The following is a 10,845-nucleotide window of genomic DNA, read 5'->3' as shown; positions in this document are numbered from 1 at the left end:
GAACAGCAGCGAGCCGCCGCGCTGGAAGATGCCCGACAGGTTCAGCGAGCCCAGGGCGCCCGTCACGCTGTCCACCCCGAGATAGCGCGCGCGCATCGTGCCGCCTTCAATGAAGAACAGCCGATTGCGATAAAGCCAGACATGCGACAGGACAGAGGTCGCCACACCGGTAATCGCGGCGGAGATCTGCACCACGCCGCCCGGAATGTCAGCCTTCGCGGAGCCGGCAATCGAGCCGGTGACGGTCTCGTTGTCCTGAAACGTTCCGGTGATGCTCTGAATGTAGAGCGAACCCGTAGTGCCGTTGTCGATCGACTTGACGACAGTCGCGGTCGCGCCGCTGGTGCCGCCCGTGATCGTCTGGCCAGTCACATAGTTGACCGTCTGGGTATCGAAGTTCAGCCGATAGGTGGCCAAGCCATTGACGGCCGACCAATCGAAGGTGGTGCTGTAGAGCTGAAGGAAGTCCGTTCCGTTGACCGCCACCACGAACGAGCCGCCAGACGTGGTGAAATTCACATAGGAATAGTAGCCGGAAGTCTGGCCCGAAACGGACGCGGCCGGCGGCACAGTCGGCGAGGCCGGCGCTGTGACATCACGGATGGTGGTCGCATCGCAAGCCCAAATCTTCTTCGTGCCGCCAGCATTGTACGTGATGAAGCTTTCAACCGGGACGGAGCCGATCGTGGCACGCTTTACCGAGCCGCCGCGCATGCTGATGCCGGTAGAGGTCGGAAGGAAGTTTTCGAGGGTCTGGGCCGAAAACGGCTTGGATTTCACAAGGCTCTGATTGGTCACCCAGCCGGCGACAGGCGCGCCGAAAGTGTACGGCTGGGCCTTAGCCGCAGCCGGGACCGGAACAGCCTTGCGGCGGCCGGGGAAACGCTCGCCAAGCCTCACGGGGCACCTGTGACAGTCCCAGGCCACGCGACATTGCGACCGCGCCAGCTAAGGGGCGGCTGGCCCGACACGACCGGCTTTGAACCTGGATCTTTGTCGATCATGCGAAGCTTCAGCGTTTCAAAGTCGTCCTGGGCTTGCTGATAGGCAAGGCCCTTATTCTGCTTCCACCGGTAGATGATGGCGAGCTTCAGCAGCCGCTCGGAGAGCCTGAACGTGTCGGCATCTTCCGTGAAAGCCGGCTTCAGGGAATTGTTGCTCGCCTTCACAATCTCGTTTGAGACATAAAAGAACTTCACCGTCTCGGTGCTGGCCATGACCGGCCATTGGTGAAACTGGTCACCGAAAATAATCCAGTAGCCGTTCACCGTGGCGATCGGCGTCACCTGAAGCTCAATCCACTGATCCGGGCTGGTCAGATGGTTCGTTGCCCACAACCACCGGGACGACCAGAGCGAAGACGTTTGCTGCATTCGCTCATAGTCGTCCGGGAGGTCAAAATCGGCCGTGGTGCCGTCACCGATGAAGGTCTTCAGGACCAGCAGTTTTTGCCAGTCGTAGGCGTCGACGATTTCCGACGCCATCACGTTGGCAAGTTCCTGCATCTCAACCATTTCTCGATTGGTGGCGCCATAGACCAGCGTCGGCACGTCCATGCCGAGTACGGTCGCTGCACCCTTCACCACATCGAGAATGGACATCAGGCGGCGTCCCTCGCCCCGCCCTTGCCCTTGGGCTGGGTCCGCTCTTCAAGCAGCGCTTCCATGGCGGCCATTCGTTCGACCATGGCCGCGTTCTGCTCCGCCATCTGTTCAATGATGGCGTCCTTCTGGGCTTCGCGCTCGGATGCCTTGGCCGCGTCCGTGTTCTCGAGGAACAGTTTTGCCTGCTTGCGCATCTCGCGCATGTTGGGCAGGCGAACCTTATCCATCTGGCCTTCCTGAAGGTCGCGGACTTCTTCCACCGTACGGATGCCGCACTGACGAAGCACTTCGGCCTGTTCGGGCGAGACGCCAGGCCACGCCGCCAGCGCCATGCCATTGACCGGGATATCCTGACCCTTCTTGAAAGCATCATAGGCCGGCTCAATCTGCATCCAGCGCGCCGTCATGAACTTCAGCTTCTCGCCGTCCTGGTCCTCGCCCATCTTCGACGGGTCGGGCAGCATCAGGCGAACGCGTTCGGTGGTCTTGGTGTTCATCGGCGAGTGCGAGGGGGAATAGGTCACCCAGTCCTCCGCCTGCCGCTCCAGCAAGCGCCGGCCGCTGGCGTCGAGCTTGTAGCCCTTCAGGTCGCATTTCTCCGTCACCGGATCGCCTTTGACCGCCAACATCTCGTAGCTCGTCTTGAACCCCATCACGCGGATCATCGGGGCTTGGTTTTCGGACATGTGCATTGCTCCTGAAACGTAGCGGGCGCCGAAGCGCCCTTATTCGCTGATGAGGTCGCGGAGGTCGGGAAGCTCCGCCAAGATGGCGTCTGCCTGGTCCTCGTCGAATTCTGCTGCCTTGAAGGCTTCGGCTGCGCGAAGGCGCTCGCCACCGTTCCAAAGCTTCCTGATGTTCGTTACCGCGCCGGTATCGGCTGACGCGGCCTTTGCTTTCACTTTTGGCATTCCGTACTCCTGCGGTTGAAAGGGGGACGGGCGGAGCCGAAGCCCCGCCCGGAAGCCGGATCAGTACGGGAAGGCGCACATGACAATCTTCGCCGAAGCGTCGATTGCGTAGGCGCAGACCGTATCAGTCACGGCGGCGGCAACCTTCAGGGTGCCATCCGTGGTGGCCGACAAAACAAGGCCGTTGCCGTCCGCACCGGAGACCAGCGCGGTCGTAAGCGTTGCCACGCCCTTGACCTGTATCCAGGCATATTCGCCATTGCCGGGGGCAGCAGCGAGAACGCCGGCACCGTTTGCGGCGGTGTCGGACACGTCAGAGGTGACTTCGTTCGTCTGACCGGCAGAGACGCCGGCCGGCGCGTAGAAGCCAACCACGTTGTTGGCGACGGCGGCGATAGCGCCGGCACCTTGGTTGTATTTCACGAACCGATAGACCTTGCCGTCATAGGATTCGTAGGTGTCGCCAAGGCGGGGAGCCTTGCCGCTTTCCGCGCCCGTGAGATCAGCCGCGGTGTAGGTCTTGGTGATGTTGGCGCCAACAAAAGAGGTCATGGTTTCCGCTCCTTATGCCGCGTCGAAGAGGACGCCCTGAAGCGACCGGTTCGAGGTGACGAGGTTGCCCATCCAGTAGAACGGGATGACAACGGCGTCCTGGTTGACGGGCTTCTTCTCGTCGTCCTGCGTCCACTGAGCTTCCTTGTGCTGGTCGACGTAGACGTAATCCGTGTTGAGGAAATAGCCCTTCTCTGCCGTGGTCGTGAAATTCGTGTTGTCGTCGAAAATCACGTCTGCGGTCTTGTACTTCAGGCCGATGAAGCCCGACTGGGCCATGTCGGCGTCCATGTACCGCTGAAGCTGCTGCTCGCCGAGTTCGTACAGCGAATAGAAGTCATGGCTGAAGGTGATGATGTCCGGCTTGTCGGCGCCGCGCGTCAGAGCAAGCCAGAGTTTGTTCATGTCGGCCTTGAACGATGCGGCGTTTGCTGCCGAAGGCGAGGCGGCAAGGTTGGTGCCGGTGGCCTCCAGAAACTTGTTGCGCCAGAACGTCCAGGTTGCGGAATCGATGCCGCCGACCGTGCCCTGACCATTGGTCTGGAGAATGTTGGCCAGGCCGCCGATCTGGTTGGACAGCGAACCATCCGAGTACAGATCGACCGAGAAGTTATTCGCGGCGGTCTTCAGCGCGTTGCCCTTCTTGGTCTTGACGAGGTTGATCATCGCGAACTTGCCGCTGTTCTGGCGAAGCTCCTTGCCGCTGGAAACGACATGCAGCGCGACCTGCGCCCAGTCGAATTTCGCGGACGTGACGACATCCGAGCCGTTGGTGTTCAGCGTGTCGAGGCCGGCATAGCGTTGATAGGTGTTGTTTTCCGCGTATTCGAGCTGCACCTGAATTTCGGTGCCGCCATCGAGGTTGCGGATCTTGTTCTTCTTCTTCAGCCGGTTGAGGAAGGCGTTGTTCTTCGAAACGTTGTCCGCCACCTCGTTCGCGCTGTTGCGAAGCGTGGTGGACACCATTTCAGTGAAGGTGGTCGACGGACCAGCCATGGTGTTTAACCCTTTTGATTGCGATCATAGACAGCGGCCAACTCTTCCTCTTCGGTGAGAGCCCGACCCTTGCCTGATGCGGTTGATGGGATGTTGACGGCGGCGGCTCGACGAGCGCCTTCGACCTTGGCGGCGCCATTCGAAGCGGCTGGCTTTCCAGCGGCTGCTTTGGCCCGAAGATCGGGATCGGCGTTCACGGCCATGTCGTAAGCCAGACCGAACACGGCCTCTTTCGAGGCGGCATCGCCAAGCTTCCTTCGCGCCTTGTGGATTGCTTCAACCATGTCGACTTCAGGGATTTCCGAGTAGAGCGGCTTGTCGGCTGACAAGCGGGTCAACTCAGTTTCGGCCGATGTCTGGTCGGCGCGTTCCTGAAGCTTCTGGTTTATGCGGTCGTCGATACTTGCGGGGTTTCCGACCGTTGCGAGCAACGTTTTCAACCCGGCAATCTCTTGCCGCAATTCGCTTTCGCCCTGCTGGACGGTCTGGCCAAATGCTGCTGCGATTTTGTCGCGCACGCCGTAGCTGTCGATGATGGCCATGATGGATTCGACGGGAGCCCGGTCCAGATTGGCCTGGGCATTGAACAGAAAATCGATTGCCTTCGCAGGCGTTACCACCGACCCATCAGCGAGCTTGCGGCCCTTCTGCGGGTCGAAGTAGTGGGAATGCCGATCGATGACTTCCTGAATTGGCTTGACGGTCGAAAGCTGCCGGCCATGATCGGACAGGCGGCCTTGCAACTCCTGTTCGCGAGCGGCGACGAAGGCGCGAATTTCGGCGGGCGTCTTCTCCCAGGCACCTTTGACGACATCAGCGCCCTGAAGACCTTTCCAGTTGTCAGGCAGGGGAACCGTGCCGGCGCCAGGCGTCAGACCATCGCCAGCCGGTTCCCCGCCATCACCGCCTTTCGGCGATATCGTATCGGCCGCTTCGGACCGGTCCCCGCTTGCAAACCTGCCGTTCTCACGCTCCGCCCCGTTATCGCGTTCGTTCTTGTTCCAGATGGCTTCCAGAGCCGTATCATCGGCGGCAGCATTGTCGTTGATCGCGCCGGCATCGACGACGACCGGTGCGGCTTCAGCCACGGCAGCAAGTTGAGCGCTCATCGAAATTCCTCTGACACCTGAAGGCCCCGCTTCTGGCAGAAGTCGGGATTGCGAAATTTGCCCTTGGTCGGGGAAAGGCTGGGCTCGTACTCGACGCAATTGTGTTTCTTCAGATCATCGCGCCGCTGAGAGCGTGAGCCGATTACCGCGCCGTTGATCGGCGAGCGGTACTCCGGAATGTCGGAGATGACATTCGGCATGCTGATCTGGCCGGCGAATGGCTTCTCCATGGGAGCGCCCGTTTGCCGGTCAACGAAGATGCCGTTTCGAAACACGTACCGAGCCATTTCAAGTCCCGCTTGGAGGCAGGATGAAGGGTGCGGTCTGTCGGTGCGAAAAGATAAGCCGTTTGGAATTCAGGAGAGAAGCAGGACCATCAGCGTGTCGTCGTCGACCATGGCGTCGAGTTCGCGGGAGATCATCAGTTGGCCCATCTTGGCCATGATAGAGGCCATGGGGTCGGCTTGGGGCAGTTGAGGGACATGCATCTTTGCCATAAGCGCTTCAACCATGGCCGGCGTCAGCTCCGGCAGGATTTCCGATTCAAGGGGTTCAACTTTGCGGGCGTGAATGTCGACGGGCTTGCCGTGCCGGTCCAGATAGATCGTTGGGCGCCGCCTGTAGTGACCGGCGCCAGGTTGGCGAGTGTCAGTTTCAGGGGGCACAATCTGAAACGCATTTGCCTGGAACGCATTCCCCTGGAAGGCTGTGGCGAAGGCCATATCCCGATCCTATAGGCCGGACGCTGCCACAAAAAACGCGTCGATCTGCCCGTCGTCGAAACCGAGCGCGGCGAAGCCGGCCAGCATCATAGGTTCCGTCCGGACGAACGAGCCGCTATTCTCGTATGCGATCTGAACTGCCCTGCTCTGTGCTGAGACGAACGATTCTACCGCATCGAGCAGACCTGATGCCAGAAGCTGTAGTTTGAACTGCCTGGCCGAGACACTGGCAGGGATCTCCGGTTTGCTCACAGTCGGCACATAGGGCGCAACAACCCCAGCGATGGCAACCGCAAAAATTTCTGGCCCATAAACCGTGTCGTCGTCGGGAGAGGCAGAAAACGGGATCCAGCCGAATTGCGGATGGTTGATCTCAACATCGATCGTGCCGGCCGCATTGTATTTCGGGTTGCGGAACTCCATCAGGAAATCCTCATCGCCAAGAACGTTCTGCGTCGGATTGCGCCGCCGCCCGTGGAGACACGACCCATAGCGCGCCAAGTTCCCGACAGAGCCGTGCCGCCTTTGATAAAAGGTGCGCCACCCGAGCCATACGTGGTGTCATCGCCGGGGTCTGTCGTGACGGCTTCTGAGAAACCAGCCGGTTGCAGCGTAGACCCGGCCATCGTTAGACCTTCCGTGATCAACGTGGCAGTTAGGCTGAACACTTGGGCGTAAGTACCGACCGCGCCGAAAGCGAGGGCAGCGTTGCCGGCACCAAAATCAACGGCGGCAACGGCGGCAGTCACAAAAGCGGTGCTTGCAATTTGGGTATTGTTGGTGCCGGGAGCCGCTGTTGCGGTGGTCATGTTGCTGGCAACACCCGACGCGGGCGTTCCCAACGCGCCGCCAACAAAATATGCTGCACCGGTTCCTACTTCGTCGGTGAGAGCAGCCCGCAAATTAGCCGATGATGGGGTCGCAAGAAACGCGGCGATGCCCGCAGCCAACCCCGAAACACCCGTGGCGATGGGGAGGCCGGTCAAGTTAGTTGCGACACCCGATGCAGGTGTGCCCAACGCGCCGCCGACGAAATAAGCCGAGCCAGTTCCTACCTCATCGGTAAGCAAGGTCCGGAGGTTTGCCGACGATGGTGCGGCGACGAATGCGTCAAAATTGGCCGCGCGAGCGATGGCTCCCCAAGAAGTGAGGTTGGCGGTGAGGGGTTGGTAAGCGGCGGCGGCATCCGATACCGATAGAGCGGTCTGGGTGACACCGTTGATCCGGTAAAACAGGCCCGTGGTTGCGGTCCACATGTCGCCGTTCGCCGGAGCGTTCGGTGCAACACCGTGCGGAAGTCTAATCGATGCCGCCGTGGTGGAACTGGTCTTGAATGTCTGGATAATGGTCCACTGCGAGGCGTTGTCGAGGGACGCCATCGCCTTGGTGACGCCGTTTACCCGAACGTACAAGCCAAAGGCAGCAGTGGTCCAGAAATCGCCATCCGCAGGCGCATTTGGCACAATGCCGTGGGGAACATTAAAACCCGCGCCAAGCACCGCTTCCGACGCGTCCGTTACCAGCTTGCCGGTCATCGTCCCGCCAGCAAGAGGCAGGCAGACCAGGGATGCCGCCGTCGCGAAATCCGATATCGTGGCGGCAAGCTGTGTGCCGGTGTGGTTCGCTCTGGCGAGCAGGAAGGCGTCCGAGCTATTGGCCGTGGCGCCATCGGCCACGTTGAGCAGCGCGCGAACCTGTGCGGGCGTCAATTCCTCGGTGTCGCCCGTCAACGCGCTTACCCGGCCAAGGATGGTCTCTGTGGCCTGGGTCAGGGCGTGTTCGTCGTTCCAGTTCGATGGCTGGACAATCGTCGGGTCGCCCGCGTCGGGAATGAGCGACGTGAACTTATGCTTCAGCGATACAGTCATTGCATCGGCACCGTTTCAACACCGATCGGGCGGCCCTGCGGGTCTTTGATGACCTTCTTCGGCGCGGTGAGTGCCTTGGTGACCATGATCATGAACTGGCCGAACTGCTCACGTTGGGCGGCCATCTCTTTCAAAACCGCCTCGCCGCCGATCGGGTCAATCTGAATTGGCGGAGGAACAATGCCGTTCGCGGCCAAGACCTGGTTCTGATCGGTTGCAGCCGCAATCTGCTTGGAGCGCAGATCGAACTGCTTTTCCTTCATCGTCATGTCGTGCTGCTCGCGGGCGAACTGCATACCCTGTTCGACCTGGGCGCCCTTGAGCTTCGCTTCAGCAGCTTTTGCTGCCGCGTCCGCCTCTCGCGTCTTCGCTTCCGCTTCAGCCTTTTGTTGTTCGGGGCTAGGCTTTGGTGTCTCAGGCTGTGCGGCTTTCGCCTTGGCATCGGTGACCATCTTTTCCAGAACGTCTTCGACAGACTTGCCGAGGTTGAACAGCCGGGAGTTGGCCGCGAAGATTTCGACGGCAACCTCTTTCGGAAGCTCCCCGGACTGGACCATTGGACCGACAGCAGCCCAGTAGGCGCCGGCACCTTGCAGGAATTCCGCAGCTTCGGCCTTTTGCCGAGACAGGTCCGCCTTCACCGTGGAATCGCTTTCGACATCGATGCGGTACATGGTCGATAGCTTCTGGGTGAGAAGCTGCTGAACAGCCTGCATCTGTGCCAGCTTGGCCTGCCGGGCTTTCTCAGCCATCTGGGCGGCCTGGGCGGCCTGCTGATACTGCTGCATCTGGTCGGGCGGCAGTTGCGCACCCTGCGGCGGCGGTGGCGGCGGCTGGATAGGCGTGAGATCCTGTTGCGTCGGGATGATCTGGACGCCCGTCATCTGCTGAAGCGTCTCGTGTGAAAACTTCGCAGGGATGATTTCCGACATCATCACGAACAGGTCGCGCGCGCCGCGCTCCATCATTCGCTGCATCTTCTGGATGCGCAGCGAGCCCCATTGCGTCTTGATCTGCTGGGCGCCTAGCGTCTCGTTGGATTTCGAAGCACCGCGAACGATGTCCGATATCCCGGTGATTTCGTAAATCGCCTGCTTGGTCTGCTCACGGGCGTTGTACAGCTCGCGAAGGACGAGGATGAACTTTTCCACCGGCCAGAACGCGACCGCTCCAGCGAGCCCACCATTGGCCGCCCAGATGTCAGCATTGCCGATCGGGACAAATTCCGTGTCGTCGGCCGCCAGCATATTGCCGATGTCGCCGGCATCGCCCGAATACCAGCCTTTCACCTTCATGTGGTTGGTGATGATGTTGATGCGCTTTGTGGTCAGGTCCAGCTCGTCGGCGAGCTTCGAATAGATCGAGAAAGGGTTGACCGGCATCAGGCGGCCGGTGAGTTCGATCGGCTGCACTGGCGTGGCGATCGGGAAGAAATTCGTGAGGCCAAGCGGGTCATCGACTGTCTTCAGGATCACGCCCGTATCGTCGACGAAGTAGACCTTGCGGCTGGTTTTGCACCAGATTTCCCAACCTGTCAGGTCGTTGTCGGATTCGCCGCGCGCCTTCTTTTCCTGGTCGCTCGTCTGCATCCCAATCATGGCGGAATCGAACGCCGTATCTTCGTTTTCGCGCGAGACGACGAACCGGAACGACAGCCATGGGCACTCGCTCCAGCGCTTGGCCGGACCATGGCGGAAATCGCGCCAGCTTACGGCTTCGAATTCGATGCGCTCGTTTGCGAGCCGTTCAGAAGGCTGAGAAGCCCCCGTGGGTGCTTGGGCGGCGTCGACCTGTACAGAGGCGTCAGGCTCCCCGCCATCTGCGACACCGCTGCCGGGGCCATACCCGTCAGTTTCTGCCTTAGCAGCTTCTCCACCGTCTTCGGCCGCAAGCTCATCAGTCACATCCTCTACGATGTCGCTCTTGAACCGGAGCCGCACCACGCCGCGACCAGCCAGGAAGGCGTCTTGAGCCTCGCCCTCCAGTTCGACCTGGAGCTTGGAATCGTCAACCTGCACCTTTATCGATCGCTCGATGATTTCCGCCACGTCTTTGCCGGCTGGATCTTCATCCGCGAAACGACGCCGCACGTCTGGCGCGGGCGGGCTGTTGATGACCGCCGGCACGATGGTTTCGACGTTGGCGTATAGGATGTTGAAATCGTAGGTCGAGCCGAGCGTTGTCGACGTGGTGTAGTCGCGGCTCGATGTCTCGCCAGTGAAGGCTTTGACGGCCTTTTCGGCATCATCCAGCCACTGCTTTTCAAGCTTACCGGCAGCTTCGACACGGTTCAGCCATTTGGCGCCCTCGTCGCGAAGGGCCTTTCCCTGCTTCTGCTGGTCGGGTGTGCGCTTGTCAGCCTTGGCCATGGCGGCAAGATGCCGGGCCAGCCAGCGAAAACATAAGCCGCTTGAAACGCTAGGGGATCAGCCCCGCGCGGACCAACGAACGGCGAAGGGATTGGTTGGCGGTTGTGGCAGGCCCGTTAGTTGAACGACCACTCGTTCCAATTTTTCACGCCGCTACCCTCGAACAATTTAAGCAAGTTCCCGCGTGCTGCGAGGCGCTCATTTGCCATCTTTACGGGATCGTAACCCTCTGGCGCTGGTGAGTACCCTAACACCGCATGAGCCTTGAAATTTTTCAGCCCATCATCGATGACACAAAATGCCCCTGCGTTGACATCTGTAAGCCTTATTTTGCGGATTTCTCCAGCCGATGCCCAAATGTAGCCGGCATCTTTTCTCTGGTGATTTTTCGCAAGTTGGCCCTGCATAATGTTTTCCCAGGCTTCAACAGCCGTGGCTTCCCAAGCTCTGCAGACGCTCAATTCCGCTTTCTTCAGTCGCTCCTTCGGGATTGCTTTGATGCTGCCGCTTTCGATCTGGTCCGGGTCAATCAATGCGTAGACAATCGGCTCGCGGTTCTTAACCACGCCTGAAGAAAACGGACTCTGCTTGGTGAGTTCTTTCGGACACTCTTTGCGGCTTACGTCTCTCGCAAATAATCGAGCAAATCGGCAGGCAAGACTTCCAGATTCGCTCTCTCCCGCCCGGGCGAGAATTGACCGCCACGATAAATTG

General features: G+C 60.0%; 12 protein-coding genes and 1 pseudogene. All 13 read right to left on the bottom strand.

Annotated elements, in window-relative coordinates; genetic code table 11:
- Positions 1-900: pseudogene (locus EN964_RS12315) on the bottom strand (hypothetical protein); the annotation flags it as partial.
- Positions 897-1,601: a hypothetical protein gene (locus tag EN964_RS12310; RefSeq protein ID WP_127276398.1), complete on the bottom strand. Its 705-nt coding sequence runs from the start codon at positions 1,599-1,601 to the stop codon at positions 897-899. The gene EN964_RS12310 and the pseudogene EN964_RS12315, both read right to left, overlap by 4 nt.
- Complete coding sequence (locus EN964_RS12305) at positions 1,601-2,290, bottom strand: hypothetical protein (RefSeq protein ID WP_127271037.1); 690 nt, start codon at positions 2,288-2,290, stop codon at positions 1,601-1,603. Before EN964_RS12305 ends, EN964_RS12310 begins: the two co-directional genes overlap by 1 nt.
- Positions 2,291-2,329: 39 nt before the next feature.
- Positions 2,330-2,515, bottom strand: a complete 186-nt coding sequence (locus EN964_RS12300) for a hypothetical protein (RefSeq protein ID WP_027036502.1) — start codon at positions 2,513-2,515, stop codon at positions 2,330-2,332.
- Between the two features lie 60 nt (positions 2,516-2,575).
- On the bottom strand, positions 2,576-3,067 hold the full coding sequence (locus EN964_RS12295) for a hypothetical protein (protein WP_127271039.1): 492 nt from the start codon (positions 3,065-3,067) through the stop codon (positions 2,576-2,578).
- A gap of 12 nt (positions 3,068-3,079) precedes the next feature.
- Positions 3,080-4,063 carry a phage major capsid protein gene (locus EN964_RS12290; RefSeq protein WP_013531602.1) on the bottom strand — a complete coding sequence of 328 codons (984 nt, stop codon included), beginning with the start codon at positions 4,061-4,063 and terminating at the stop codon, positions 3,080-3,082.
- Positions 4,064-4,068: 5 nt separating this feature from the next.
- Positions 4,069-5,172, bottom strand: coding sequence for a hypothetical protein (locus EN964_RS12285; RefSeq protein ID WP_127271041.1), 1,104 nt, complete (start codon positions 5,170-5,172; stop codon positions 4,069-4,071).
- On the bottom strand, positions 5,169-5,372 hold the full coding sequence (locus tag EN964_RS12280) for a hypothetical protein (RefSeq protein WP_236383072.1): 204 nt from the start codon (positions 5,370-5,372) through the stop codon (positions 5,169-5,171). The genes EN964_RS12285 and EN964_RS12280 overlap by 4 nt, the downstream gene beginning before the upstream one ends.
- A gap of 156 nt (positions 5,373-5,528) precedes the next feature.
- A complete protein-coding gene (locus EN964_RS12275) occupies positions 5,529-5,894 on the bottom strand; it encodes a hypothetical protein (protein ID WP_127270717.1) in 366 nt (121 codons plus the stop codon).
- A gap of 9 nt (positions 5,895-5,903) precedes the next feature.
- Complete coding sequence (locus EN964_RS12270; RefSeq protein ID WP_236383071.1) at positions 5,904-6,317, bottom strand: hypothetical protein; 414 nt, start codon at positions 6,315-6,317, stop codon at positions 5,904-5,906.
- Positions 6,317-7,762, bottom strand: a complete 1,446-nt coding sequence (locus EN964_RS12265; RefSeq protein WP_127270719.1) for a hypothetical protein — start codon at positions 7,760-7,762, stop codon at positions 6,317-6,319. The genes EN964_RS12270 and EN964_RS12265 overlap by 1 nt, the downstream gene beginning before the upstream one ends.
- A complete protein-coding gene (locus EN964_RS12260; RefSeq protein WP_127271044.1) occupies positions 7,759-10,131 on the bottom strand; it encodes a hypothetical protein in 2,373 nt (790 codons plus the stop codon). The genes EN964_RS12265 and EN964_RS12260 overlap by 4 nt, the downstream gene beginning before the upstream one ends.
- A gap of 116 nt (positions 10,132-10,247) precedes the next feature.
- Positions 10,248-10,845 (bottom strand): hypothetical protein (locus EN964_RS37660; protein WP_164775796.1); only part of this gene is annotated, 598 nt, incomplete at its 5' end.

The sequence above is a fragment of the Mesorhizobium sp. M7A.F.Ca.CA.001.10.2.1 genome, assembly GCF_003998575.1.
Classification (GTDB): domain Bacteria; phylum Pseudomonadota; class Alphaproteobacteria; order Rhizobiales; family Rhizobiaceae; genus Mesorhizobium.
Note: the sequence above shows the minus strand (reverse complement) of the source record. Positions and strands in the feature narration are given on the sequence as shown.

What these genes read in the sequence shown, in the direction of transcription:
- EN964_RS12310 (WP_127276398.1), bottom strand. Translation starts at nt 1,601, where the DNA reads ATGTCCATTCTCGATGTGGTGAAGGGTGCAGCGACCGTACTCGGCATG.
- EN964_RS12305 (WP_127271037.1), bottom strand. Translation starts at nt 2,290, where the DNA reads ATGTCCGAAAACCAAGCCCCGATGATCCGCGTGATGGGGTTCAAGACG.
- EN964_RS12300 (WP_027036502.1), bottom strand. Translation starts at nt 2,515, where the DNA reads ATGCCAAAAGTGAAAGCAAAGGCCGCGTCAGCCGATACCGGCGCGGTA.
- EN964_RS12295 (WP_127271039.1), bottom strand. Translation starts at nt 3,067, where the DNA reads ATGACCTCTTTTGTTGGCGCCAACATCACCAAGACCTACACCGCGGCT.
- EN964_RS12290 (WP_013531602.1), bottom strand. Translation starts at nt 4,063, where the DNA reads ATGGCTGGTCCGTCGACCACCTTCACTGAAATGGTGTCCACCACGCTT.
- EN964_RS12285 (WP_127271041.1), bottom strand. Translation starts at nt 5,172, where the DNA reads ATGAGCGCTCAACTTGCTGCCGTGGCTGAAGCCGCACCGGTCGTCGTC.
- EN964_RS12280 (WP_236383072.1), bottom strand. Translation starts at nt 5,372, where the DNA reads ATGCCGAATGTCATCTCCGACATTCCGGAGTACCGCTCGCCGATCAAC.
- EN964_RS12275 (WP_127270717.1), bottom strand. Translation starts at nt 5,894, where the DNA reads ATGGCCTTCGCCACAGCCTTCCAGGGGAATGCGTTCCAGGCAAATGCG.
- EN964_RS12270 (WP_236383071.1), bottom strand. Translation starts at nt 6,317, where the DNA reads ATGGAGTTCCGCAACCCGAAATACAATGCGGCCGGCACGATCGATGTT.
- EN964_RS12265 (WP_127270719.1), bottom strand. Translation starts at nt 7,762, where the DNA reads ATGACTGTATCGCTGAAGCATAAGTTCACGTCGCTCATTCCCGACGCG.
- EN964_RS12260 (WP_127271044.1), bottom strand. Translation starts at nt 10,131, where the DNA reads ATGGCCAAGGCTGACAAGCGCACACCCGACCAGCAGAAGCAGGGAAAG.